Annotated in this window: 24 protein-coding genes; 17 read left to right on the forward strand and 7 right to left on the reverse strand. The window is 71.8% G+C overall.

The features are described from left to right. Positions 1–79 precede the first annotated feature (79 nt). Entirely contained in the window at positions 80–1,252 is a 1,173-nt protein-coding gene (locus tag QMZ92_RS12835; protein WP_283297486.1) for a D-alanine--D-alanine ligase family protein, read from the forward strand. A gap of 54 nt (positions 1,253–1,306) precedes the next feature. Here the strand turns inward: QMZ92_RS12835 and QMZ92_RS12840 are convergent, their stop codons facing one another. After that, positions 1,307–1,780, reverse strand: coding sequence for a DUF3515 domain-containing protein (locus QMZ92_RS12840; RefSeq protein WP_283297602.1), 474 nt, complete (start codon positions 1,778–1,780; stop codon positions 1,307–1,309). Between the two features lie 23 nt (positions 1,781–1,803). Then, positions 1,804–2,037 carry an Lrp/AsnC family transcriptional regulator gene (locus QMZ92_RS12845; RefSeq protein WP_017947604.1) on the reverse strand — a complete coding sequence of 78 codons (234 nt, stop codon included), beginning with the start codon at positions 2,035–2,037 and terminating at the stop codon, positions 1,804–1,806. 242 nt (positions 2,038–2,279) lie between these two features. Here QMZ92_RS12845 and QMZ92_RS12850 point away from each other — a divergent pair, with 242 nt between their 5' ends. Both QMZ92_RS12850 and thiD read left to right on the forward strand, forming a co-directional pair. Further along, positions 2,280–3,242: a thiamine-phosphate kinase gene (locus QMZ92_RS12850; RefSeq protein ID WP_283297489.1), complete on the forward strand. Its 963-nt coding sequence runs from the start codon at positions 2,280–2,282 to the stop codon at positions 3,240–3,242. Further along, a complete protein-coding gene (thiD, locus tag QMZ92_RS12855; RefSeq protein ID WP_283297491.1) occupies positions 3,239–4,045 on the forward strand; it encodes a bifunctional hydroxymethylpyrimidine kinase/phosphomethylpyrimidine kinase in 807 nt (268 codons plus the stop codon). The genes QMZ92_RS12850 and thiD overlap by 4 nt, the downstream gene beginning before the upstream one ends. A 156-nt stretch (positions 4,046–4,201) precedes the next feature. On the opposite strand, the gene rpmB is transcribed toward thiD, so the two are convergent. After that, positions 4,202–4,387: a 50S ribosomal protein L28 gene (gene rpmB, locus QMZ92_RS12860; protein WP_003957616.1), complete on the reverse strand. Its 186-nt coding sequence runs from the start codon at positions 4,385–4,387 to the stop codon at positions 4,202–4,204. 269 nt (positions 4,388–4,656) lie between these two features. Here rpmB and QMZ92_RS12865 point away from each other — a divergent pair, with 269 nt between their 5' ends. The 9 genes from QMZ92_RS12865 (at position 4,657) to mutM (ending at position 13,938) form a co-directional block, all read left to right on the forward strand. After that, on the forward strand, positions 4,657–6,249 hold the full coding sequence (locus QMZ92_RS12865) for a DAK2 domain-containing protein (RefSeq protein ID WP_283297501.1): 1,593 nt from the start codon (positions 4,657–4,659) through the stop codon (positions 6,247–6,249). A 168-nt stretch (positions 6,250–6,417) separates the two neighbouring features. Beyond that, complete coding sequence (gene recG, locus QMZ92_RS12870) at positions 6,418–8,604, forward strand: ATP-dependent DNA helicase RecG (protein WP_283297502.1); 2,187 nt, start codon at positions 6,418–6,420, stop codon at positions 8,602–8,604. A 223-nt stretch (positions 8,605–8,827) separates the two neighbouring features. Further along, positions 8,828–9,412 carry a 16S rRNA (guanine(966)-N(2))-methyltransferase RsmD gene (rsmD, locus tag QMZ92_RS12875; RefSeq protein WP_283297503.1) on the forward strand — a complete coding sequence of 195 codons (585 nt, stop codon included), beginning with the start codon at positions 8,828–8,830 and terminating at the stop codon, positions 9,410–9,412. Then, positions 9,409–9,918, forward strand: coding sequence for a pantetheine-phosphate adenylyltransferase (gene coaD, locus QMZ92_RS12880; RefSeq protein ID WP_283297504.1), 510 nt, complete (start codon positions 9,409–9,411; stop codon positions 9,916–9,918). Before rsmD ends, coaD begins: the two co-directional genes overlap by 4 nt. Before the next feature lie 132 nt (positions 9,919–10,050). Next, the gene (locus QMZ92_RS12885; RefSeq protein WP_283297603.1) at positions 10,051–11,121 is read left to right on the forward strand and encodes a F0F1 ATP synthase subunit B; all 1,071 of its coding nucleotides are present in this window, start codon (positions 10,051–10,053) and stop codon (positions 11,119–11,121) included. A 160-nt stretch (positions 11,122–11,281) separates the two neighbouring features. Beyond that, positions 11,282–11,905 carry a YceD family protein gene (locus QMZ92_RS12890; protein ID WP_283297505.1) on the forward strand — a complete coding sequence of 208 codons (624 nt, stop codon included), beginning with the start codon at positions 11,282–11,284 and terminating at the stop codon, positions 11,903–11,905. Positions 11,906–11,907: 2 nt separating this feature from the next. Next, positions 11,908–12,081 (forward strand): 50S ribosomal protein L32, encoded by a 174-nt coding sequence (gene rpmF / locus QMZ92_RS12895; protein WP_026165248.1) that lies wholly within the window; start codon positions 11,908–11,910, stop codon positions 12,079–12,081. A 19-nt stretch (positions 12,082–12,100) separates the two neighbouring features. Continuing rightward, positions 12,101–12,889, forward strand: coding sequence for a ribonuclease III (rnc, locus tag QMZ92_RS12900; protein WP_283297506.1), 789 nt, complete (start codon positions 12,101–12,103; stop codon positions 12,887–12,889). 167 nt (positions 12,890–13,056) lie between these two features. Continuing rightward, positions 13,057–13,938 (forward strand): bifunctional DNA-formamidopyrimidine glycosylase/DNA-(apurinic or apyrimidinic site) lyase, encoded by an 882-nt coding sequence (gene mutM / locus QMZ92_RS12905; protein ID WP_283297507.1) that lies wholly within the window; start codon positions 13,057–13,059, stop codon positions 13,936–13,938. Here mutM and QMZ92_RS12910 read toward each other — a convergent pair. Together QMZ92_RS12910 and QMZ92_RS12915 are read right to left on the reverse strand one after the other, a co-directional pair. After that, entirely contained in the window at positions 13,890–14,288 is a 399-nt protein-coding gene (locus tag QMZ92_RS12910; protein WP_283297508.1) for a winged helix-turn-helix transcriptional regulator, read from the reverse strand. The genes mutM and QMZ92_RS12910 overlap by 49 nt on opposite strands. A gap of 191 nt (positions 14,289–14,479) precedes the next feature. After that, positions 14,480–15,331, reverse strand: a complete 852-nt coding sequence (locus tag QMZ92_RS12915; RefSeq protein WP_283297509.1) for a CAP domain-containing protein — start codon at positions 15,329–15,331, stop codon at positions 14,480–14,482. Between the two features lie 153 nt (positions 15,332–15,484). Here QMZ92_RS12915 and QMZ92_RS12920 point away from each other — a divergent pair, with 153 nt between their 5' ends. The 4 genes from QMZ92_RS12920 to QMZ92_RS12935 all read left to right on the forward strand — a co-directional run bounded on the left by QMZ92_RS12920 (position 15,485) and on the right by QMZ92_RS12935 (position 22,032). Continuing rightward, positions 15,485–15,766: an acylphosphatase gene (locus QMZ92_RS12920; RefSeq protein ID WP_283297510.1), complete on the forward strand. Its 282-nt coding sequence runs from the start codon at positions 15,485–15,487 to the stop codon at positions 15,764–15,766. A gap of 381 nt (positions 15,767–16,147) precedes the next feature. Beyond that, on the forward strand, positions 16,148–16,366 hold the full coding sequence (locus QMZ92_RS12925; RefSeq protein WP_138052936.1) for a hypothetical protein: 219 nt from the start codon (positions 16,148–16,150) through the stop codon (positions 16,364–16,366). Positions 16,367–16,595: 229 nt separating this feature from the next. Further along, complete coding sequence (locus QMZ92_RS12930) at positions 16,596–20,312, forward strand: SMC hinge domain-related protein (protein ID WP_283297511.1); 3,717 nt, start codon at positions 16,596–16,598, stop codon at positions 20,310–20,312. A gap of 292 nt (positions 20,313–20,604) precedes the next feature. Then, on the forward strand, positions 20,605–22,032 hold the full coding sequence (locus tag QMZ92_RS12935; RefSeq protein WP_283297512.1) for a sugar porter family MFS transporter: 1,428 nt from the start codon (positions 20,605–20,607) through the stop codon (positions 22,030–22,032). Positions 22,033–22,083: 51 nt separating this feature from the next. Here the strand turns inward: QMZ92_RS12935 and QMZ92_RS12940 are convergent, their stop codons facing one another. Together QMZ92_RS12940 and QMZ92_RS12945 are read right to left on the reverse strand one after the other, a co-directional pair. After that, the gene (locus tag QMZ92_RS12940; protein WP_283297513.1) at positions 22,084–23,055 is read right to left on the reverse strand and encodes an LLM class flavin-dependent oxidoreductase; all 972 of its coding nucleotides are present in this window, start codon (positions 23,053–23,055) and stop codon (positions 22,084–22,086) included. Between the two features lie 62 nt (positions 23,056–23,117). After that, positions 23,118–23,366 (reverse strand): hypothetical protein, encoded by a 249-nt coding sequence (locus tag QMZ92_RS12945; RefSeq protein WP_283297605.1) that lies wholly within the window; start codon positions 23,364–23,366, stop codon positions 23,118–23,120. Positions 23,367–23,597: 231 nt separating this feature from the next. Between QMZ92_RS12945 and ftsY the strand changes: the two genes are divergently transcribed. After that, the gene (gene ftsY / locus QMZ92_RS12950; RefSeq protein ID WP_283297514.1) at positions 23,598–24,821 is read left to right on the forward strand and encodes a signal recognition particle-docking protein FtsY; all 1,224 of its coding nucleotides are present in this window, start codon (positions 23,598–23,600) and stop codon (positions 24,819–24,821) included. Positions 24,822–24,943: the final 122 nt, after the last annotated feature.

Below are 24,943 nucleotides of genomic sequence, written 5' to 3' on the forward strand. Positions count from 1 at the left end.
ACCACCGGAAGGCACTCTTCCGTTCGGTGGCCGCGCGCCCCTTCGGCCCGGCGGAGGCGCAGGGTACGCTCGTCGCGATATGAGCGAGAACCAGTCCCAGAGCACCGGCCTTGCCCCCACCAGCGGTGAGGCGCTCCGCAAGCCGCGTGTCGCGGTCGTCTTCGGCGGCCGAAGCTCCGAGCACGCGATCTCCGTCGTGACGGCCGGCGCCGTACTGCGTGCCATCGACCGCACCGCGTACGACGTCCTGCCCATCGGCATCACCGCGGACGGCCGCTGGGCGCTGACGGCCGACGAGCCCGACCGGATGGCCATCGCGGACCGGCGGCTGCCGTCCGTCGCAGATCTCGCCGAATCGGCCGAGGGCGGCGTCGTCCTGTCCGTGGACCCGGCCAACCGCGAGGTCGTCTACAGCGAGCCCGGCTCCGTGCCCAAGGCACTCGGCGAGGTCGACGTCGTCTTCCCCGTGCTGCACGGCCCGTACGGCGAGGACGGAACGCTCCAGGGCCTGCTCGAACTCGCCGGTGTCCCGTACGTGGGAGCCGGTGTCCTCGCCTCGGCCGTCGGCCAGGACAAGGAGTACATGAAGCGGGTCTTCGTCTCCTTCGGGCTGCCGGTCGGCCCGTACGCGGTGATCAGGCCCCGGGAGTGGGAGCAGGATCCTTCCGCCGCCCGCAAGAAGATCGTCGACTTCGCCGGCGAGCACGGGTGGCCGCTGTTCGTGAAGCCCGCCCGCGCCGGTTCGTCGATCGGCATCACCAAGGTCGACGACCTCTCGGGTCTGGACGAGGCCGTCGAGGAGGCCCGGCGCCACGACCCGAAGATCATCGTTGAGGCGCTGCTGCGCGGTCGCGAGATCGAGTGCGGTGTGCTGGAGTTCGAGGACGGCCCCCGCGCCAGTGTGCCGGCCGAGATCCCGCCCGTGTCCTCGCACGACTTCTACGACTTCGAGGCCAAGTACATCGACTCGGCCACCGGACTCGTGCCCGCGCCGCTCACGGACGAGGAGACCGCCGAGGTGCAGCGGCTCGCCGTCGAGGCGTTCGAGGCCGCGTCCTGCGAGGGACTGGTCCGGGCGGACTTCTTCCTCACCGAGGCCGGCGAGTTCGTGATCAACGAGATCAACACCATGCCGGGCTTCACGCCCATCTCGATGTACCCGCGCATGTGGCAGGAGTCCGGGGTCGACTACGCGGAGCTCGTCGACCTTCTGATCCGGGCCGCACTGCGCCGCTCCACCGGCCTGCGCTGAAGCGGCGTTACCGCACCCGGTGACGGGTGCGGTAACGCCGGTTCGGCGGGGGACCTACGGGTTCCGGGTGAAGCGAGGCGGGACGGTCCGGGCGACCGGTCCCGCCAGATCCGTCAGCGGTCCCATGTCCGTGAACCGGTCCGACAGCGTCACCTCGACATACGTCCTGCGGTACGTGGTGGTGAACCGGGCGCCGTCCTCCAGCTCCTCGGAGTACCAGTCCACACCGTTCACCTCCACCCCGTCCGCCTGCTCACTCTCCAGCCCCGCGGGGCGCGGAACCCCGCAGCGCAGTACGATCGCGGCGTCCCCCCACCCGGCGGTCAGCACGGAACGGGGCTCGGGATCCCGGCGGCTCTCACCGGCCACCGAATCCGGCAACGCCTCGTGCAGCGCCAGGCAGAGGGCCTTCTCCTCGGCGGGGGGAGCGGGAACCGTGACCGACGGGGCGGCGTCCGTGGAGGAGCAGCCCGCGGCAGCCAGCAGCACGGCGGCGATGGGCAGGAACGGGAGCCGGCGGTGAGTCATCACCGGCCAAGCGTAGACGGGGGCTACAGGTGCACGACGGGGCAGGTGAGCGTACGGGTGATGCCGTCCACTTGCTGGACCTTGGCGACCACCATGCGGCCCAGCTCGTCGACGGTGTCGGCCTGGGCGCGCACGATCACGTCGTAGGGGCCCGTCACGTCCTCGGCCTGGATCACTCCCGGGATCTTGGAGATGGTGTCGGCGACCGTCGACGCCTTGCCCACCTCGGTCTGAATGAGGATGTACGCCTGTACCACGGAACCTCCAGGGCGGCCACGAGGATCATGTGGGGAGAAGGGACGCCACGGTATCGCGTCGCCGCGGGCCGCGGGGAGACCCGCGCGTTCCGGGGCGTGCGCAGCGTGGCGTACCGGGCACAGAAGTTGACGGCCGACGGGGCCTACTCGACGGTACCGACAGCGGTGACGGCTCGCGACCGCACGACGAACAGGTGGGCCGGGCCGTCCGGCGGCACCGCGGCGACGAAGGGCATGACGAGATGAAGGGCACTGTGGGCGAGCTGGGGGAGTTCGGGCTCATCAGGGAGCTCACCTCCAGGCTCACCTCCACCCCCGCGGTACGGCTCGGACCCGGCGACGACGCCGCGGTCGTGTCCGCACCCGACCGCAGGGTCGTGGCCAGCACCGACCTCCTGCTGGAGGGACGCCACTTCCGGCGCGACTGGTCCACCGCCTACGACGTGGGCCGCAAGGCCGCCGCACAGAACCTCGCCGACATCGCCGCCATGGGCGCCGTGCCGACCGCTCTGCTGCTCGGCCTCGTGGTCCCCGCCGACCTCCCGGTCACCTGGGCCACCGAGCTGATGGACGGCATCCGCGACGAGTGCCAGGTCGCCGGCGCGGCGGTCGTCGGCGGCGACGTAGTCCGCGGCGAGACGATCACCCTCGCGATCACCGCACTCGGCGATCTGCGCAACCACGACCCGGTGACCAGGGCCGGGGCGCAGCCCGGCGATGTCGTCGCGTACACGGGCTGGTTGGGCTGGTCCGCGGCCGGACACGCGGTCCTCTCCCGCGGGTTCCGCTCGCCGCGCGCGTTCGTCGAGGCGCACCGGCGCCCCGAACCGCCGTACCACGCGGGACCGGCCGCCGCGGGCCTCGGCGCCACGGCGATGACCGATGTCAGCGACGGTCTCGTCGCCGACCTCGGTCACATCGCAGAGGCCAGCAAGGTCCGCATCGACCTGCGCTCCGGACTCATCGACATCCCCTCGCAGATGAACGACATCGGCCAGGCCGTCGGCGTCGACCCCCTCCAGTGGGTGCTCAGCGGCGGCGAGGACCACGCGATCGTCGCCACCTTCCCGCCGGACGCGAAGCTCCCCGCCCGCTGGAAGGTGATCGGCGAGGTGCTCAACCCGTCGGCGCTGCCCCAGGTGACCGTCGACGGGGCACCCTGGACCAGCAAGGGCGGCTGGGACCACTTCGGGGAGGGTACGTGACGCGCCAGGCACCCCCGCGGGTGCTCACCGTCGCCGGGTCCGACTCCGGTGGCGGCGCCGGGATCCAGGCGGATCTCAAGGCCATGCTCGCCCTCGGCGTGCACGGGATGAGCGTCGTCACGGCGGTGACCGCGCAGAACTCCCTCGGGGTGCAGGGAGCCTGGGAGCTGCCGGTCGAGGCGGTGCAGGCCCAGTACCGGAGCGTCGTGGACGACATCGGGGTCCAGGCGGTGAAGACCGGGATGCTCGCATCGGCGGAACTCGTCGAGGCCGTCGCGGACCTGCTGGCCGGCACGGACGCCCCCGTGGTCGTCGACCCGGTCGGCGTCTCCAAGCACGGCGACTCCCTGCTCGCCGCCTCCGCACTCGAATCCGTCCGTGGGAAGCTGCTGCCGACGGCCACGGTCGCGACCCCGAACCTCGACGAGGTCGTCCAGCTCACCGGCGTGCGCGTGGAGAGCGAGACCGATCTGAGCCGTGCGGCGGACGCGCTGCTCGACCTAGGGCCGCGCTGGGCGCTGATCAAGGGCGGCCATCTCGCCGGGGACGCGGTGGACCTGCTCACCGACGGCACCGAGACCCACTGGCTGCGTGCCCCGCGGCACGACAACCGGCACACCCACGGCACCGGCTGCACCCTCGCCTCGGCCGTCGCGGCGGAACTCGCGAAGGGGCGGGACGTCCCCGGGGCCGTCTCGGCCGCCAAGGCGTATGTGACGGGCGCGATCGCCGCGGGATTCGCGCTCGGTGGCGGGATCGGGCCCGTCGACCACGCCTGGGAACGGCACCGGCCTGGCCGTTGACGGAGCCCGGGGGCGGCGCGCGCCGCCCCCGGGCCCCGGCGCGAACGGCGAAAAGCCGGCCCACCGAGAGGTGGACCGGCCTTCAAGGCAACCGGAGGGCTGCGCTACGACGAGACGTCGGCGGGATCATCCCCGCACGAACGCGGGGAGCATCACTTAGCGCGAGACCTTGCCGGCCTTGATGCACGAGGTGCAGACGTTGAGCCGCTTCGGCGTCCGACCGACCACGGCACGCACGCGCTGGATGTTCGGGTTCCAGCGACGGGACGTACGGCGGTGCGAGTGGGAGATGTTGTTGCCGAAGCCCGGCCCCTTGCCGCAGACGTCGCAGTTGGCAGCCACGGGTCACTCCAAAGACTTCAGATGCACTTACGGTGAAATCCGGCGTGCCGGAATCAGTGGTCTGAAGTGGCTTGCCGGGGGAATGGCCCGATTCTCATCGGGCAACCGGAGCAGCATACAACGGCTGCGCCCGTAGAACGAAACTACCACGGGCACTCACGCCCCCACCCCGGTTCCGGGCCCGGACCGGGTCTACCCTGCGGTGCAGCCCAGCCTCCCCGCCCACGCCCGCCACCGCGGCGTGGAGGGACCGCCGAAGGAGGACCTCGTTGCCCCAGCCCCTCGATGCCCTGGCGGTCCGCACCTGGTGCTCGCTCGCTCTGGACGCACTGGGCCGGGAGCGCGAGGAGATCGACGCGATCAACGTCTATCCGGTCGCGGACGGTGACACCGGCACCAATCTCTATCTGACCGTCGAGTCCGCGGCCACCGCCGTGGAGGCGGTGTTCGCGGCGTACGAGACCGGTTCGGCCGCCCCCGCGCTCGCCGACACCGTGCGGGCCATGGCGCACGGGGCGCTGATCGGGGCGAGGGGCAACTCGGGGACGATCCTGGCCCAGTTGCTGCGCGGCATGGCCGAGGTGTTCGGGGAGCGGGGCGGCGGGGCCGCCGAGGCGCTCCGGCGGGCCGCGGAGTCCGCCCGCGAGGCGGTGGCGCACCCCGTGGAGGGCACGATCCTGAGCGTCGCCTCCGCCGCCGCGCAGGCCGCACACGGCACGGCGCACGGCGACGACGCGGCGGCGGTCGCGGCCGCCTACTCGGGCGCGCGCCGGGCTCTGGCGGAGACACCGGGACAGCTCGAGGTGCTGGGCCGGGCCGGCGTCGTGGACGCGGGAGGACAGGGCCTGGTGGCGGTGCTGGGCGCGCTGGCCGAGGCGGTGACGGGGGAGGCGTCCGTACGGCCCGCCGTGCGCGCCCACCCGTCACCGGCGACGGCCGTCGAACCGTGCGCCGACGGAGGTCCCGCCTTCGAGGTGATCTACCTCCTGGAGGCCGACGACACCGCCGTGGCCCGGCTGAGGTCCCGGCTCGACGCGCTCGGCGACTCGCTGGTCGTGGTCGGCGGAGACGGGCTGTGGAACGTCCATGTGCACGTCGACGACGCGGGGGCGGCGGTGGAGGCCGGAGTGGAGGCGGGCCGGCCGTACCGGATCCGGATCACCCACTTCGCGGCGGCCGGGCACCCCGAGCCGCGGGAGCGGGTCCAGCGGGCCGTCGTCGCCGTGGTGCCCGGGGAGGGGCTGGCCGGGCTGTGCACGGACGCCGGCGCGACCACGGTGCTCGCGCGGCCCGGCGAACCGCCCGCCAGCGGTGAACTCGTCGACGCGATCCGGCGGGCGCACGCCCGCGAGGTCGTGCTCCTCCCGAACGACGCCGAGCTGCGGCACACCGCGGCCGCCGCGGCCGAACAGGCCCGTACCGAGGGCGTCCGGGTCGCCCTGATCCCGACCCGCTCGGCGGTCCAGGGCATCGCCGCGCTCGCCGTCCACGAGCCCGGGCGGCGCTTCGACGAGGACGTCGTCGCCATGACCTCGGCGGCGGGCGCGACGCGCTACGGCGAACTGGCCGTCGCCGAACGGCAGTCCTTCACGTCCGCCGGCGTCTGCCAGGCGGGGGACGTGCTGGGGCTCATCGAGGGCGATGTGGCAGTGATCGGCGCGGACCTCGCGACCACCGCCGAAACGGTTCTGGACCGCATGCTCTCGGCCGGTGGCGAACTCGTCACCCTGGTCCTCCCCGAGGACGCCCCGCCGGAGCTCGGCGAGCGGCTGGAGGCGTACGTGCGCGCGGGACACCTGGCGGTGGACACGGTGATCTACCACGGAGGCGCGGGAGCCCCGCTCCTCGTCGGCGTGGAGTGACCGGTCGCCCACGGACGGTGGCCCCGTCGCCGTCCCGACACGGTTCGCGGGGCCGGGCTCCGACGGCGGGGCCGCCGCACCTCCCCGGCAGCTTCCGTGCGTGCCGCACGCGCTGCGGAACGCGCCGTTCCCGCGGGCGCGCGACGGTTGTCGGTGCGGTGGTGTGCAATGGACGGCGTGCTGGACGAACCGCTGACCAAGACGCTCGGCCCCGCGACCGCCAAGGTCATGGCCGAGAACCTCGACCTGCGAACCGTCGGTGATCTGCTGCACCACTATCCGCGCCGGTACGAGGAGCGCGGTCAGCTGACCCGGCTCGCCGAGCTGCCGCTGGACGAGCACGTGACCGTCGTCGCCCAGGTCGCCGACGCCCGCGTGCTCACGTTCAACGGCGGGCGGGGCCAGCGGCTGGAGGTCACCATCACCGACGGCAGTGGACGTCTCCAGCTGGTGTTCTTCGGGCGCGGTGTCCACCGGCCCCACAAGGACCTGCTGCCCGGCACCCGTGCCATGTTCGCGGGCAAGGTCTCCGTGTTCAACCGCAGGCTGCAGCTCGCCCACCCCACGTACGAACGGCTCGACGCCGAGAGCGGCGAGGGAGCGGTCAGCGCCTTCGCCGGAAAGCTCATCCCGATCTACCCGGCCTGCAAGGGCCTGGAGTCCTGGAAGATCGCCAAGGCCGTGGACGCCGTCCTCCCGCACGCGACGGAGGCCGTGGACCCGCTGCCGGCCACGCTGCGCGACGGCCGTGGCTTCGTCCCCCTCCCACAGGCCCTGCTCAAGATCCACCGTCCGCAGACCAAGGCCGACGTGGAGGACGCGCGACAGCGGCTGAAGTGGGACGAGGCATTCGTCCTCCAAGTCGCCCTCGCCCGGCGGCGGTACGCGGACGGGCAGCTCCCCGCCGTCGCCCGCCGGCCCGTGCCGGACGCACTGCTCGACGCCTTCGACGCACGGCTGCCGTTCACCCTCACCGAGGGGCAGCGGAAGGTCTCCGCCGAGATCTTCGGCGATCTGGCCACGGAGCATCCGATGCACCGGCTGCTGCAGGGCGAGGTCGGCAGCGGGAAGACCATGGTCGCCCTGCGCGCCATGCTCGCCGTTGTCGACGCGGGAGGGCAGGCGGCGATGCTCGCGCCCACCGAGGTCCTCGCCCAGCAGCACCACCGGTCCGTCGTCGAGATGATGGGCGACCTCGCGGAGGGCGGGATGCTCGGCGGTGCCGAGCGCGCCACCAAGGTCGTGCTGCTCACCGGATCGATGGGCGCGGCCGCCCGCCGCCGTGCCCTGCTCGACCTCGCCACCGGCGAGGCGGGCATCGTGATCGGCACGCACGCCCTGATCGAGGACAAGGTCCAGTTCCACGACCTGGGCCTGGTCGTCGTGGACGAGCAGCACCGATTCGGCGTCGAACAGCGCGACGCCCTGCGCGGCAAGGGCAGACAGCCGCCGCACCTGCTGGTCATGACCGCCACCCCGATCCCCCGCACGGTCGCCATGACGGTCTTCGGCGACCTGGAGACGTCCGTGCTGGACCAGCTGCCCGCGGGGCGCTCGCCGATCGCCTCGCACGTGGTCCCCGCCGCGGACAAGCCGCACTTCCTGGCCCGGGCCTGGGAGCGGGTGCGCGAGGAGGTCGAGAACGGTCACCAGGCGTACGTCGTCTGCCCGCGCATCGGCGACGACCTCGACACTTCCGCCGAGGCCCGGCGGAAGTCGCCGGAGGACGAGGCAGAGAAGCGGCCGCCGCTGGCCGTGCTGGACGTGGCCGGGCAGTTGTCGGCCGGTCCGTTGAAGGGCCTGCGCGTGGAAGTGCTGCACGGCCGCATGGCGCCCGACGACAAGGACGGCGTGATGCGCCGATTCGCCGCGGGCGAGGTGGACGTGCTCGTCGCCACGACCGTCATCGAGGTCGGCGTGAACGTACCGAACGCCACCGCGATGGTGATCATGGACGCCGACCGTTTCGGTGTCTCCCAGCTCCACCAGCTGCGCGGCCGGGTCGGCCGCGGCTCGGCCCCCGGGCTCTGCCTGCTCGTCACGGAGATGCCCGAGGCGAGCCCCGCACGCGCCCGACTCGGTGCGGTCGCCGCCACCCTGGACGGTTTCGAGCTCTCCCGTATCGACCTCGAACAGCGGCGCGAGGGGGATGTGCTGGGCCAGGCCCAGTCGGGAGTGCGCTCCTCATTGCGGGTCCTCGCGGTCATCGAGGACGAGGAGATCATCGCCGCGGCCCGCGACGAGGCGGTGTCCGTCGTCGGCGCCGACCCGGAGCTGGAGGGATTTCCTGAGCTGCGGACGGCGTTGGACGCCCTGCTCGACAAGGACCGCGAGCAGTACCTGGACAAGGGCTGAGCCACGGCCCGGACCCGGGCGCGCTCCTCCCGTGCCGCCGGGCCCGGGGAAGGTCGGCCGCGCAGTGCCGGCCCGCAGCGCTCCTTCCGCACCGGGCCCCGTGAGGGGGCGGGCGGGGCTCGCGGCCGCGCGGAGCCCATATCGTGGAGGTGACCGGATCGGTCCGACGGCCATGACCAGGCCGGTCGAGCCGATCGAGCACCTTCTTCCGCGAAGGACCCAGATGACCCGCGTGATCGCCGGCACGGCCGGCGGACGCCGCCTGGCCGTGCCGCCGGGCAACGGCACCCGCCCCACCTCCGACCGGGCGCGCGAGGGCCTGTTCTCCACCTGGGAGTCGCTGCTCGGCGGCTTCCAGGGGCTGCGCGTGGCGGATCTCTACGCGGGCTCGGGTGCCGTCGGTCTGGAGGCGCTGTCCCGCGGTGCGTCCCACGCCCTGCTCGTCGAGGCCGACACCCGCGCCGCCCGCACGGTCAGGGAGAACGTCCGGACCCTGGCCCTGCCGGGAGCCGAGGTCCGCGCCGGCCGCGCCGAGCACGTCGTGCAGGGACAGCCGCCGGCGGACCCGTACGACGTGGTGTTCCTCGATCCGCCGTACGCCGTCACCGACGACGATCTTCGGGAGATTCTCCTCACACTCCGCGCGGGAGGCTGGCTCGCGGAGGGCGCCCTCGTCACCGTGGAGCGCAGCACCAGGGGCGGTGAGTTCGCCTGGCCCGACGGGATCGAACCGTTGCGGGCCCGTCGCTACGGCGAGGGGACGCTTTGGTACGGTCGCGCCGCCTCTACGTGCGAAGACGCACCATGACCGGACCGGAGAGCGAGGGACTTCAGTTGCGCCGCGCCGTCTGTCCGGGGTCGTTCGACCCCATCACCAATGGACACCTCGACATCATCGCCCGCGCCTCCAAGCTGTACGACGTCGTGCACGTCGTGGTGATGATCAACCAGTCCAAGCAGGGACTGTTCACCGTCGACGAGCGGATCGAGCTGATCCGCGAGGTCACCGCCGAGTACGGCAACGTCGAGGTCGAGGCCTACCACGGCCTGCTCGTCGACTACTGCAAGGAGCGGGACATCCCCGCCATCGTCAAGGGCCTGCGGGCGGTCAGCGACTTCGACTACGAGCTGCAGATGGCCCAGATGAACAACGGCCTGTCGGGCGTCGAGACGCTCTTCGTGCCGACCAGTCCCACCTACAGCTTCCTGTCGTCCTCGCTGGTCAAGGAAGTCGCGGCCTGGGGCGGCGACGTCTCCCACCTGGTGCCGCCGGCCGTGCTGCAGGCGCTGACCGAACGGCTCCCGAAGAAGTGACACGGGGGACGGCGAGGACGACCGTTTCCTGACGTGCCGTCACCCGGTGTCGGACCGGCGCCGACTGGCCGTACAGTCGTTGCGTCCGGCTCCAAAACGGCTGTAGTGACTGTAGAGAGTGGCGAGCACACGGTGGACGTGCAGAAGAAGCTCGACGAGATCGTCGAGGCGGTCGGGAACGCCCGGTCCATGCCCATGTCGGCCTCCTGCGTGGTCAACCGCGCCGAACTGCTCGCGATGCTCGAAGAGGTGCGGCAGGCACTGCCCGGCTCGCTCGCCCAGGCCCAGGAGCTGATCGGCGACCGGGAGCAGATGGTCGAGCAGGCCCGCCAGGAGGCCGAGCGGATCATCCAGGCCGCCCATTCCGAGCGCGGCTCGCTGGTCTCCGGCACCCACATCGCCCGGCAGTCCCAGGAGGAGGCCGACCGGATCCTCGCCGAGGCCCGGAGGGAGGCCGAGGAGATCCGCGCCGAGGCGGACGACTACGTCGACTCCAAGCTCGCCAACTTCGAGGTCGTCCTCAACAAGACCATCGGCTCCGTCGACCGCGGGCGCGAGAAACTGCTCGGCCGCGGCCACGGCGCGGGCGACCAGGGCCATGCGGACCCCGCCGACGACGACGCCCCCGAGTACAGCGCGGACCCGCAGACGCTGATCCGGAGCGCGGACGACTATGTCGACGCCAAGCTGGGTGCCTTCGAGGCGGTGCTCTCCAAGACGCTGGAGGCGGTCGGCCGGGGCCGGCAGAAGCTGCACGGCCGGATCGCGACGGACGAGCTCGGCGCGCACATGGCCGCGCAGGAGGTCGCTGGCAGCGTGCAGCACACCAGTGACGCCGACTACCTCGCCGGGCTCGCGGAGCTGGCGGACCCGGAGCCGCAGGCCCCGCAGCCCCAGATCCCGGCGCAGGCCGACCCGTACGGCTACCAGCCCGCGGCGGCCCAGGCCCAGCCCCAGGACATGTACGGGTACCAGCAGGACCCGTACGCGGTGGGCTACGGACAGCAGCAGGGCTACGACCCGGCGTACGCCCAGGGGTACGGTCACGGTCAGGACCCGTACGGCGGAGGCTACAGCGCCCAGCAGCAGCCGCAGCAGGCCCATCAGGGCCACGCCCAGCCCGCCTCGCTGGACGAGACGAGCTTCTTCGACACCAGCATGATCGACATGGAGCAGTTGCGGCGCTACGAGCAGGGCCGCTGATCCCGTAGGGACCGGATTGGGCCTGGAGCGAACGGTCCAGTATCCTGGCTCTTCGGTCGCGCGAGCGTGGATTGATGCTGCGCTGGACTCGTGGCCTCCCACACTCGATCCGAAAGCAGGAAGAGCTCTGAACGCCCGCCTCGACCACCGCAACCCCCTCGTGTTCGACACGCACGAGCTTGGCCGGCGGCCCGGTGCGCTCCAGCGGCTCTCCCGTACCGTTCCGGCGCCCGCGGCGCCGGCGGTCCTCGGCGTCGAAGGGGTCATCGGCGTGCCCGAGGGCGCGCCCGTGGAGCTGGAGCTCCGCCTCGAGTCCGTCATGGAAGGGGTGCTCGTCACGGGCACCGCCCGTGCCGCGGCCGAGGGGGAGTGCGTAAGGTGTCTGGAGCCGCTGCGCCATGAGGTCGTGGCGGACTTCCAGGAGATGTTCTCGTACCCCGACGCCGACGACCGGGGCCGTGCCAAGGAGCCGGGGCCCGGCGACGACGCCGAGGACGAGGACGTGATCTTCCTCGAGGACGGACTGTTCGACCTCGAGCCCGTGCTGCGTGACGCGGTGGTGCTCGCACTGCCGATGCAGCCGGTGTGCCGGGAGGACTGTGCAGGGCTGTGCTCCGACTGCGGGGCCGACCTGAACGCCGATCCGGACCACCACCACGACGCCGTCGACATCCGTTGGGCGGCACTGCAGGGACTCGCCGATTCACTCGGAACCGGTGAGAAGGACAAGAAGAGCGGCGACGCGCCTCGATCAGCACGCGTCGACGAGAAGCAGGAGAAGTAGCCGTGGCTGTTCCGAAGCGGAAGATGTCGCGCAGCAACACGCGCCACCGCCGGTCGCAGTGGAAGGCTGCGGTCCCCACCCTGGTTTCGTGTGAGCGCTGCCAGGAGCCGAAGCAGCAGCACATCGCGTGCCCGAGCTGCGGCACCTACAACAAGCGCCAGGTCCTCGAGGTCTGAGCGGCTGGTGAGAGGCGCGATGTCTGACAGCATCAGTTCGGCCTCGTCCCACACGCTTCTGGAAGGGCGGCTCGGGTATCAGCTCGAGTCCGCCCTTCTGGTGCGCGCGCTGACCCATCGCTCGTACGCGTACGAGAACGGCGGTCTGCCCACCAACGAGCGGCTGGAGTTCCTCGGGGACTCGGTGCTCGGACTGGTGGTCACGGACACGCTGTACCGCACCCACCCCGACCTGCCCGAGGGCCAGCTGGCCAAACTGCGGGCCGCGGTGGTCAATTCGCGTGCGCTGGCGGAGGTCGGCCGTGGCCTCGATCTCGGGTCCTTCATCCGCCTCGGCCGGGGCGAAGAGGGCACGGGCGGGCGGGACAAGGCATCCATCCTCGCCGACACCCTGGAAGCGGTGATCGGCGCGGTCTATCTCGACCAGGGCCTTGACGCGGCGTCCGAGCTGGTGCACCGGCTCTTCGATCCGTTGATCGAGAAGTCCTCCAACCTCGGTGCCGGCCTGGACTGGAAGACCAGTCTCCAGGAGCTGACGGCCGCCGAGGGGCTCGGAGTGCCCGAGTACCTGGTCTCCGAGACGGGTCCGGACCACGAGAAGACCTTCACTGCTGCCGCCCGCGTCGGTGGTGTCTCGTACGGCACCGGCACCGGCCGCAGCAAGAAGGAAGCGGAACAGCAGGCGGCGGAGTCCGCGTGGCGTGCGATCCGCGCCGCCGCTGACGAACGCGCGGAGGCGGCGAAGGCCGCCAAAGCCGCGGAGGCCGAAGGGGTCGCCGACACCCCTTCACCCCGCGCCACCGCCTGAGCTTCGCTTCCGGACCCCGCCGCGCCCGCGCGGCGGGGTCCTCGCTTTCCCGCAGGCGTTCCTCCCACCACGACCGGCCGAAGGGGGCGCCAGGGCCCGCGCCTCGTCGGGACGCGAAGCGGAGGTACGCTGCGGGCGTCGAGTCGGTCGAGCTCCGGAGGAGATACGTGCCCGAGTTGCCCGAGGTGGAAGTCGTGCGGCGGGGACTCGAGCAGTGGGTCTCCGGGCGGACCGTGGGCGGCGTCCAGGTCCTGCACCCGCGGGCCGTGCGCCGGCACCTCGGCGGCGGGGGCGACTTCGCGGCGAGGCTCCGCGGGCAGCGGATCGGAGCCGCCCGGCGGCGCGGCAAGTACCTCTGGCTGCCGCTGGAAGGCAGCGGCAGCGCCGTCCTCGGACACCTCGGCATGAGCGGTCAGCTGCTCGTGCAGCCGGAGGCGGCCGCGGACGAGAAGCACCTGCGGATCCGGATCCGTTTCGAGGACGGCCTCGGCACCGAACTCCGCTTCGTCGACCAGCGCACCTTCGGTGGACTGTCCCTCCACGACACAACCCCGGACGGTCTGCCGGACGCGATCGCGCACATCGCCCGGGACCCCCTCGATCCCGAGTTCGACGACGCGGCCTTCCACGCGGCGCTCCGACTGCGCCGTACGACGATCAAGCGCGCCCTCCTCGACCAGTCCCTGATCAGCGGTGTCGGAAACATCTACGCCGACGAGGCCCTGTGGCGGGCCAGACTCCACTACGACCGGCCCACGGCCGCTCTGACCCGGCCCCGCTCCGCCGAACTCCTCGGCCACGTACGGGACGTGATGAACGCCGCCCTCGCCGTCGGCGGCACCAGTTTCGACAGCCTCTACGTCAACGTGAACGGCGAATCCGGGTACTTCGACCGGTCGCTCGACGCGTACGGGCGCGAGGACGAGCCCTGCCGCCGCTGCGGTACGGCGATGCGCCGCCGCCCCTGGATGAACCGCTCCAGCTACTACTGCCCGCGCTGTCAGCGCCCGCCGCGGCCGGCCCGCTCGCTGCCGCGCGTCGCGTCGTAGCGTCCGCGCGCGGCCAGCACCTCGGGCATCCGCCCCTCCACGAGCCGGATCAGGCCGAGCAGCTGCCCCGCGACCTCCCGTCCGAGCGGGGTCAGTTCGTAGTCGACCCGCGGCGGATTGGTGGGCTGCGCGTCGCGGTGGACGAGCCCGTCCCGTTCCAGCGCGTGCAGCGTCTGCGAGAGCATCTTCTCGCTGACGCCGTCGACGCGCCGCCGCAGTTCGTTGAAGCGGGACCCGCTGTCGTACAGCGCGCCCAGGGTCAGGCTGCCCCACCGCCCGGTCACATGCTCCAAGGTGCCGCGCGACGGGCACCGCCGGTCGAACACGTCGAAGACGATGGAGTCGTCCATGCGCGACACCTTACGCCGGGAAGCGCTCACTCGGAGGGAGCGCTCCGGTTCAGAAAGCGGCGGACGGACTCCACACGGTCGGGCCGGACCCGTACCCGCGGCGCCGTGGACGCGGTCCGGGCCGCCCCGGTGGCCGATGACGGCCTCGGGGCGGCCCGGGGAAGAACGCGGGTCGCGTAGCTGTGACCTTCTCAGAAGCCGAAGTCCTGGGTCCACCAGGGGCCGCCCTGGGCGAAGGAGACCCCCACGCCCAGCGTCCGGTACTCGCAGTTCAGGATGTTCGCGCGGTGTCCGTCGCTGTTCATCCAGGCGTTCATGACGGTTCGGGCGTCGGCCTGGCCGCGGGCGATGTTCTCGGCCCCCAGTCCGCCGACGCCGGCCTGGGCGGCACGGTCCCAGGGTCCGTCGCCCTCGGGGTCGGTGTGGTCGAAGAAGCCGCGCGCGGCCATGTCGGAGCTGAACCGGCCCGCGAGGCGGTTCAGCGAGGCGTCCGCCCGCACCGGGGCGCAGCCCACCTTGGCACGCTCCTTGTTGACCAGGGCCAGCACCTCGGCCTCCGCCGCGGTCTCGCCGGACGGTGCCGCGGGTCGCGGCTTGGCGGGGACGGCCCGGCGCTCCGGGGCCGCCTTCCGCTCCGCGGCCTTGTTGCCGGGAGCCTCGGCGCTCCCAGGCGCGGCCGACGGCTTCGCCGGGGGTGCCTTCTTCGTCACGGGCGGCTTCGGCTTGGCCGCGGTCGCCGACGGGGAGCCCTTCTGGGTCTTCCCCGCCGTCGAGGACATGCCCTTCGACGGGCGGGCCGCCGCCCCGGCCGAGGCGCGCTGCGACGGGGTCGCGGCGGAGCCACCCTGGGCCTCGAGATCACCGGTGGCCGCCTCGCGCACGTGCTGCGCGGCGGTCTTCTGGCTTCCCGTGGTGAACACGTCGCCGCCCGGTACCAGCCCGGCCGCGACGGCGACGGTGCCGACCGCTGCCGCGGCGGCGATCCCGAGCAGTCCGGTGCGTACGGGCCCGGGAACCCGCTTCTTCCGGCGGTGGCGTCCCATCCGCTCGCCCTTCCGGTCTCGACTTCAGCTGGATCAGTGGAAGGACTCGCCCGAACGGGCGAAGTCCGTTGCGTCGCGACTGTACGCGATGTCTGGAGTGGGCGATGTGACCCGAGTGGCATTGACCGGTACGCGTCCGTGTAGGTTTCGCGCATGCATGAGCACGCACGGATGACCGCATGGGTACGCGGCCGGGTACAGGGAGTGGGCTTCCGCTGGTTCACCAGGGAAAACGCTCTGGGGATCGGCGGGCTCCACGGCTTCGCGCTCAATCTCGACGACGGCAGGGTGCAGATCGTGGCGGAAGGTCCGCGTGAGAATTGCCACCGTCTTCTGGAGTGGTTGCGGTCGTCCGACACGCCCGGCGCCGTCGCCGGTGTCACCGAAATCTGGGGCGATCCGCGCGGGGGGTACGACGGATTCGCGATCCGCTGATCGGAAGACCGCGGCACGGGCACACGATGTGTTCATCTGACTGCCCACAGCATGTGTGTTCGAAAGAAACGTGCTGGTGGTTGCCAATAACGGTCCCGCCGTGCCAGGCTGCGCCAGTAACGATGATCTCCGAGCCCCCGGGGCCCGCAGGAGAGCCGCCGCCGCGCGTGCCGCGGCCGCGAGCCCGCGGCTTGCCCCCGATACGGGGCGTGATCGTGTTGACCGTCAAACTTTTTGGTGAGACGCTGGAAGCCCCGCGCACCCTAGCTGTTTGGCAGCAAGAACCGCAGTGAGTACAAGCGCTGCCGAGCACCGCGGGTGCGAAATCCCTCACGACCCACACCGCATCGGTCGGTCACTCAGTGTGGAGGACCATCCATCATGGCAAAGGCGCTTCTCGGTTACGTCGGCGGTTCCGACCCGCGACTCCTCGCCGAGATGCGACGGCTTCAGCAGCGCGTCCAGGATCTGGAGTCCGAGCTCGTACGGATCCAGTCCGAGAACGACGCGCTGAGCGCTGCCGCCGCACAGCACCGTGGCGATTCGTTGCTCGAAGGCATCGACATCGACGTACCCAAGGGCGAGCCGGCGCTCACCTGATCCCAGATCCTGTGGGGATCCGGTGAGAAACTCTCTCGCACGGCAGGTATGTATGCAAGGGACGCTTCGGCGTCCCTTCTTTCTTTGTTTCCCCCTCTGTAGTGCACTGCTTACCGTCTGATGTGCCCTGCATATTCAGGGATGAAACCGCGGCGCGCTCACGTCGTGGCGAGCCCGGAGCCCTGCGCCGGCGGCGATCTCCGGGCACCGGGAGGTAGAGTCCGGCGGCGTGCACCTCAAGGCCCTGACCCTCCGCGGGTTCAAATCCTTCGCCTCGGCGACGACGCTGCGCTTCGAGCCCGGCATCACGTGCGTCGTAGGGCCGAACGGCTCCGGCAAGTCCAATGTCGTGGACGCGCTGTCCTGGGTCATGGGTGAACAGGGGGCGAAATCCCTGCGCGGCGGGAAGATGGAGGACGTCATTTTCGCCGGGACGACCGGGCGGCCGCCGCTCGGCCGCGCTGAGGTCTCGCTCACGATCGACAATTCCGACGGCGCACTGCCCATCGAATACGCCGAAGTCACGATCACGCGGATCATGTTCCGCAACGGCGGCAGCGAATACCAGATCAACGGGGACACCTGCCGGCTGCTGGACATCCAGGAACTGCTCTCCGACTCGGGTATCGGGCGGGAGATGCACGTCATCGTCGGGCAGGGCCAGCTCGACTCCGTCCTGCACGCCGACCCGATGGGACGCCGCGCGTTCATCGAGGAGGCCGCGGGTGTCCTCAAGCACCGCAAGCGCAAGGAGAAGGCGCTGCGGAAGCTCGACGCGATGCAGGCCAACCTCGCCCGTGTCCAGGACCTCACCGACGAACTGCGGCGGCAGCTCAAGCCGCTGGGGCGGCAGGCCGCCGTGGCGCGGCGGGCCGCGGTCATCCAGGCCGACCTGCGCGACGCGCGCCTCCGCCTCCTCGCCGACGACCTGGTGCGCATGCGCGAGGCGCTCAGGACCGAGGTCGCCGACGAGGCCGCGCTCAAGGAGCGCAAGGAGGGCACGGAGGCGGAGCTCAAGGCGGCACTGGCCCGGGAGGCCGACCTGGAGGACGAGGTGCGCCGGCTGGCGCCGCGGCTGCAGCGGGCTCAGCAGACCTGGTACGAACTCTCGCAGCTGGCCGAGCGGGTGCGCGGCACGGTGTCACTGGCCGAGGCCCGGGTGAAGAGCGCCACCTCGGTGCCCGCGGAGGAACGGCGCGGCCGTGACCCCGAGGACATGGAGCGGGAGGCCGCGCGGATCCGCGAACAGGAGGCGGAGCTGGAGGCCGCGCTGGAGGCGGCGCAGCGCGCGCTGGAGGACACGGTCGCCCACCGCGCCGAACTGGAGCGCGAACTGGCGGTCGAGGAACGCCGGCTGAAGGACGTCGCCAGGGCGATCGCCGACCGCCGCGAAGGGCTCGCCCGGTTGAACGGGCAGGTCAACGCAGCCCGTTCCCGCGCCGCTTCGGCCCAGGCGGAGATCGACCGCCTGGCGGCCGCCCGTGACGAGGCGGGCGAGCGGGCAGCCGCGGCCCAGGAGGAGTACGAGCAGCTGAAGGCGGAGGTCGACGGGCTGGAGGCGGACGACAGCGCGCTCGCGGACCGGCACGACGCGGCGAGGCGTGAACTGTCCGAGGCGGAGGCGGCCCTGTCCGCAGCCCGGGAAGCGGCGACGGCCGCCGAACGCAAGCGGGCCGCCGTCGCCGCGCGCCACGAGGCCCTCGCACAGGGACTGCGCCGCAAGGACGGCACCGGGGCACTGCTGTCCGCCCGGGACCGGCTCTCCGGTCTGCTGGGCCCCGCCGCCGAGCTGCTGACGGTCGCTCCCGGTCACGAACTCCCGGTCGCGGCGGCGCTCGGGGCGGCGGCCGACGCCGTCGCGGTCACGGATCCCTCCACGGCGGCCGAGGCCATCCGGCTGCTCCGCAAGCAGGACGCGGGCCGTGCGTCCCTGCTGCTTTCCGTGCTGGGACAGGCGGGCGCTCCCGCGGAGGGACCGCCCACGGCCGGGATCCCCGCCCCCACCCGGCCGTCCGCCGAGAGCGTCTCGACGTCCGGGGGCGCCGCGCGCACGCCCGTGCCGCCCGCGGTCGAGGCCGGTGCGGCCGCACACACGCATCCCGGGGCGGCCCCCTCCCCGGCCGCCGGCGGTGAAGGGGGGACGCGGCCGCCCCGGGTCCTCGACCTGGTGCGCGGGCCGGAGGAGCTCATGCCCGCCGTGGCGAGGCTCGTACGGGACATGGTGGTCGTCGGGACCCTGGAGGACGCCGAGGACCTGGTCCGTGCGGATCCGGGACTGGTCGCCGTCACCGCCGAGGGCGACGTCCTCGGCGCCCACTTCGCGCACGGGGGTTCCGCGGGCGCGCCCAGTCTCCTGGAGGTGCAGGCATCGGTCGACGAGGCCGCTGCCGAGCTGGAGGAACTGGCCGTACGGTGCGACGAACTCGCCGCGGGGCAGCGCGAGGCCGGCGAGCGGCGCACGGCGTGCGCATCCCTCGTCGAGGAGTTGGGCGAGCGGAGACGGGCGGCCGAGCGGGAGAAGGCCGGCGTCGCCCAGCAACTGGGACGGCTCGCCGGGCAGGCCCGCGGTGCCGCGGGGGAGGCCGAGCGCACGGCGGCGGCGGCCGAGCGGGCTCAGGAGGCGCTCGAGAAGGCGCTGTACGAGGCCGAGGAGCTGGCGGAGAGGCTGGCCGTCGCGGAGGAGACCCCTGTCGAGGAGGAGCCGGACACGTCGGCGCGCGACCGCCTGGCCGCCGACGGCGCCAATGCCCGGCAGACCGAGATGGAGGCCCGGCTCCAGGTGCGCACGCACGAGGAGCGGGTGAAGGGGCTGGCCGGGCGGGCCGACGCGCTCGACCGCGGCGCACGTGCCGAGCGCGAGGCCAGGGCGCGTGCCGAGCGGCGCCGGGCCAGGCTCCGCCACGAGGCCGCCGTCGCCGAGGCGGTGGCGAGGGGTGCCCGCCTGCTCCTGGCCCATGTCGAGGTGTCCGTCGTCAGGGCCGAGCGGGAGCGTGCCGCCGCCGAGGCGGCCAAGACGGAGCGCGAGCGTGAGCTCACCGCCGCCCGCGCGAAGGGCCGGGACCTCAAGAGCGAGCTCGACAAGCTCACCGATTCGGTGCACCGCGGCGAGGTCCTCGGGGCCGAGAAACGGCTGCGCATCGAGCAGCTGGAGACCAGGGCGCTGGAGGAGCTGGGAGTCGAACCGGCCGGGCTGGTCTCCGAGTACGGTCCGGACCAGCCCGTGCCGCCGTCGCCGCCTGCCGAGGGGGAGGAGCTCCCCGAGGACCCCGGGCACCCGCGCAACCAGCCGCGGCCCTTCGTCCGCGCCGAGCAGGAGAAGCGGCTCAAGTCCGCCGAACGGGCGTACCAGCAACTCGGAAAGGTGAATCCGCTCGCCCTGGAGGAGTTCGCGGCCCTGGAGGAGCGGCACAAGTTCCTGTCCGAACAGCTCGAAGACCTGAAGAAGACCCGTGCCGACCTGCTCCAGGTCGTGAAGGAGGTCGACGAGCGCGTCGAGCAGGTGTTCACGGAGGCGTACCGGGACACGGCGCGTGAGTTCGAGGGTGTGTTCTCGCGGCTCTTCCCGGGCGGTGAGGGCCGGCTCATCCTGACCGATCCCGACAACATGCTCACCACGGGCGTGGACGTGGAGGCCCGGCCCCCGGGCAAGAAGGTCAAGCGGTTGTCGCTGCTCTCCGGCGGCGAGCGCTCGCTGACCGCCGTGGCGATGCTCGTGTCCATCTTCAAGGCCCGGCCCAGCCCTTTCTACGTCATGGACGAGGTCGAGGCCGCGCTGGACGACACCAACCTGCAGCGCCTGATCCGCATCATGCAGGAGCTCCAGGAGAGTTCTCAGCTGATCGTGATCACCCATCAGAAGCGGACCATGGAGGTCGCGGACGCGCTCTACGGCGTCTCCATGCAGGGTGACGGCGTGTCGAAGGTCATCAGCCAGCGGCTCCGCTGAGCCCCTGCCGCTCACCGGGAGGAGACGTGGCCTCCGGCATCGTCCCCCTTGCCGGTGATCGACCCTCTTGCCGACACTGACCGGCTCTCCGATCTTCAAAACTTTTACATAAATGTGCCAGTCGTGGGGGTTCTGTGACCTCAGGGGCGACTCTTGACTTCGAAACTTGAACGCATAGTCTCTGCAACGTTGCTTTTACCTTCAAGTGGTGGGCGGCGTTATGTTGTGCGCCACTGGAAGGGCTCGTCCCCCCCACCCCCGGCGCCGTCGCCGGGTGGCCCCAGGAGTACACGTGACCAGCACACCGCAGGCGCAGGCGCCCGAAGGCCGCAAGGCCAGGCCGGAGCACCTCAGCCATGTCATCTTCATCGCGGCGTCGGCCGCGATGGGAGGCTTCCTCTTCGGCTACGACAGCGCGGTGATCAACGGAGCCGTCGTGGCCATCCGCGACCGATTCGGCGTGGGCCCCGAAGTGCTCGCCCAGGTCATCGCAGCCGCTCTCATCGGCTGTGCGGTCGGTGCGGCAACCGCGGGCCGGATCGCCGACCGCATCGGCCGCATCCGGGTCATGCAGATCGCCGCCGTACTGTTCACCGCCAGCGCGATCGGCTCCGCGCTGCCGTTCGCCCTCTGGGATCTGGCGCTGTGGCGCGTCATCGGCGGTGTCGCCATCGGCATGGCCTCCGTCATCGCCCCCGCGTACATCGCCGAGGTGTCCCCGTCCGCCTACCGCGGCCGGCTCGCCTCCTTCCAGCAGGCCGCCATCGTCACCGGTATCGCCGTTTCGCAGCTCGTCAACCTGGGCGTCCTCAACCTCGCGGGCGGCGACCAGCGCGGCAGCATCGGCGGCCTCGAGGCATGGCAGTGGATGCTCGGCATCATGGTCGTCCCGGCCGCGCTCTACGGGCTGCTGTCCCTCGTGATCCCCGAGTCGCCCCGGTATCTGATCTCCGTCGGCCGCCACGGCCAGGCACGCGGGGTGCTCCGCGACGTCGAGGGCAAGGCCGTGGACCTGGACAAGCGGGTCGCAGAGATCGAGGAGAACATGCGCCACGAGCGCAAGCCCTCGTTCAAGGACCTGCTCGGCGGCAAGTTCCTCTTCCTGCCGATCGTCTGGATCGGTATCGGCCTGTCCCTCTTCCAGCAGCTCGTCGGCATCAACGTGATCTTCTACTACAGCTCCTCGTTGTGGCAGTCGGTCGGCGTCAACCCCGAGAGCTCGTTCTTCTACTCCTTCGAGACGTCGATCGTGAACATCGTCGGCACGGTGATCGCGATGATCTTCGTCGACCGGATCGGCCGGAAGCCGCTCGCGCTCATCGGCTCCGCCGGAATGGCGATCTCGCTGGGACTGGCCGCCTGGGCGTTCTCGTACAAGAGCGAGGTCGGCGGCGAGGTCTCGCTGCCCGCCCTGCAGGGCACCGTCGCCCTCTTCGCCGCCAACTTCTTCGTGCTCTTCTTCGCCCTGTCGTGGGGCGTGGTGGTGTGGGTGCTGCTCGGCGAGATGTTCCCCGGCAGGATCCGCGCCGCCGCGCTGGGTGTCGCCGCCTCGGCCCAGTGGATCGCCAACTGGCTGATCACCGTGACGTTCCCGACCCTCTCGGACTGGAACCTCTCGGGCGCGTACGTCATCTACACGGTCTTCGCCGTGCTCTCGATCCCGTTCATCCTCAAATGGGTGCCGGAGACGAAGGGCAAGGCGTTGGAGGAGATGGGCTAAGACCCCGCTGCCCCTCTCCTCTCGGCCCCATGGCCATGGCACTGCCCCGGCTCAGTCCTTGAGCCGGGGCAGTACCCGTTCGCAGAACAGCTCGACGCTCCGCCGACCCTCCTCCGGAGGCATCCCGCCGCAGAGCGGGTGGAGCACCAGGTTCTCGGCTCCTAGCCCCACGCACTCGTCCGGGGTCAGCACCCGGTAGACGCCCTCCGCCCGCAGGCCGTCCACCGTCGTCGCCGACGACCGCACCGCGGAGCGGATGCCGGAGGACTGCCACGAGGCGTACGTCCGGGCCTCGTGCAGGAAGTGCCCGCCGTACTCGGCCCACGTCCGGTCCGGGTCCTCGGAGACGTGCAGCAGCGGCGTCTCGGCCGCCGGCATCATGCAGAACCCCTCGGACCCGTACTCCTCGCGCATCCGGTGGTAGTACACCTCCAGCCCGGGCAGATGGGCGCTCGGGAAGAACGGCAGCCCGAAGCGGGCGGCACGCCGGGCGGCCGCTTTCGACGAGCCGCCCACGAGCAGCAGCGGATGCGGCCGCGTGTACGGCCGGGGGGTGACCCGCACCCGGCGGCCGCGATGGGTGAACTCCTCGCCGCTCCACGCCGCCAGCAGGGTCTCCAGCAGTTCGTCCTGGAGGGCCCCGCGCCGGTGCCAGTCCACACCGTGGGCGGCGTACTCCTCCGGCCGGTAGCCGATGCCCACCACGGTGACCAGCCGCCCCCCGCTCAGCAGGTCCAGCACGGCGATGTCCTCGGCCAGCCGCAGCGGATCGTGCAGCGGGCCGATCACCGCCGAGACGGTCACCGCGATCCGGCGCGTCGCGCCGAACACGGCCCCGGCGAACGTGAGAGGCGAGGACAGCCAGTTGTCGGGGGCGCCGTGGTGCTCCTCGGTCTGGACCGTGTCGACCCCGTGCTCGTCCGCGTACGCCGCCAGGTCGAGGGCGGCGCGGTAGCGCGCCATGAGGGAGTCGGGTGTCGCCTCGGGATCGACGAGGTTGAAGCGTACGACTGTGAAGGCCATGACGAACGTCCCCCTCCGCCGGGGTGTGGGAGTGGCGAAGGGGGACGTTAGCTGACGCTACGTCAGATGGAAACGGCAGTGCGCGCCGGCTCTTCCTCCGCGGCCCCGACCCGCCCGTCGGCGGTCACCGGACCGGCCGTGCGCCGGAGCACCGCGTACAGCGCGCCCGCCACGACGACGGTCACCGCCCAGCCCTTCGCGGCGACCCAGGTCGGGAAGAGTTCGCGGACATGGCCGGTGCGTTCGCTGTCGGGGACGGGTTCGAGGCCACGGGTCTCCATCGCGCCTTCGGATTCGGAGGCGTGCGGCATGAGGAAGGCTCCGTACGGGGTGACGGGGTGACGGGATGACGGGATGACGGGGGGTTCGGGGGTGCGGGCCCCGGGGTGAGCGCCGACCGCGACCGGGCCGCAGGGGGTGTCGTCGGGCCGGAACGAACGTCGTGACGTCTCCGGCAAAAGGTCCAAAAAAGGACGCTCTCGCTCGTGCGAACCTCCGAGGAGACCGGTACCCGGTGCCCTTGGCCGATACTGGGTGGCGTTATGGACATCGTCATCCTTGCTGTAGTCATCGCCCTGGTCGCGGTCGGCGCGATCAGCGGGCTCGTGGTCAGCAGCCGCAGGAAGAAGCAGCTGCCGCCCTCGGCGCCGTCGAGCACGCCGACCATCACCGCTCCGCCAGCCGAGCCGCACGTCGGCGAGGAGGCGGAGACGCCGCGGGAAGAACCCCGCCGCACCATCGAGGAGGTCGACCTCCCGACCGCGGAGGAGGCCGTCGCCGAGCCCCCCGCGGTCGAGGATCCGGTCGTCGCCGAGCCCGAGGCTCCCGCGATCGAGATTCCGGAACCGACCGCCGGTCGCCTCGTACGGCTGCGCGCCCGCCTGGCCCGCTCCCAGAACACCCTGGGCAAGGGGCTGCTCACCCTGCTGTCCCGCGAACACCTCGACGAGGAGACGTGGGAGGAGATCGAGGACACCCTCCTCACCGCCGACGTCGGCGTCGGGGCCACGCAGGAGCTGGTCGACCACCTGCGCGAGCGGGTGAAGGTCCTCGGCACCCGCACCCCGGACGAGCTCCGGGGGCTGCTGCGCGAGGAACTGCTGCTGCTCATCGGTACGGACGCGGACCGCGCGGTCCAGACCGAGAGCGGACTGGACACTCCCGGCGTCGTGATGGTCGTGGGTGTGAACGGCACCGGCAAGACCACGACCACGGGCAAGCTGGCCCGGGTGCTCGTCGCCGACGGGCGCAGCGTCGTCCTGGGTGCGGCGGACACGTTCCGCGCCGCGGCCGCCGACCAACTGCAGACCTGGGGCGAGCGCGTCGGCGCCCGCACCGTGCGCGGGCCCGAGGGCGGGGACCCGGCCTCCATCGCCTACGACGCGGTCAAGGAGGGCATCGCCGAGGGCGCCGATGTCGTCCTCATCGACACGGCGGGCCGGCTGCACACCAAGACCGGGCTCATGGACGAGCTCGGCAAGGTCAAGCGCGTGGTCGAGAAGCACGGCCCGCTGGACGAGGTGCTGCTCGTGCTCGACGCCACGACGGGGCAGAACGGTCTGGTCCAGGCCCGCGTCTTCGCCGAGGTCGTCGACATCACCGGCATCGTCCTCACCAAACTCGACGGCACGGCCAAGGGCGGCATCGTCATCTCCGTGCAGCGCGAGCTCGGTGTGCCGGTCAAGCTGGTCGGCCTCGGTGAGGGCCCGGACGACCTGGCCCCCTTCGAACCCGAGGCATTCGTCGACGCCCTGATCGGCGAATAGTTCCGCATCGGGCCACGTTCGCCACGTCCCGACGGGCAACCTGCCCGACGCGGCACCAGCGGATCCCGGGATCCCTCCGTCCGGCCCTCCGCCGCGCCGCGTACTCCGCGGCGCGGCGGACG

Source organism: Streptomyces sp. HNM0645 (genome assembly GCF_030056615.1).
Lineage (GTDB): Bacteria > Actinomycetota > Actinomycetes > Streptomycetales > Streptomycetaceae > Streptomyces > Streptomyces marianii.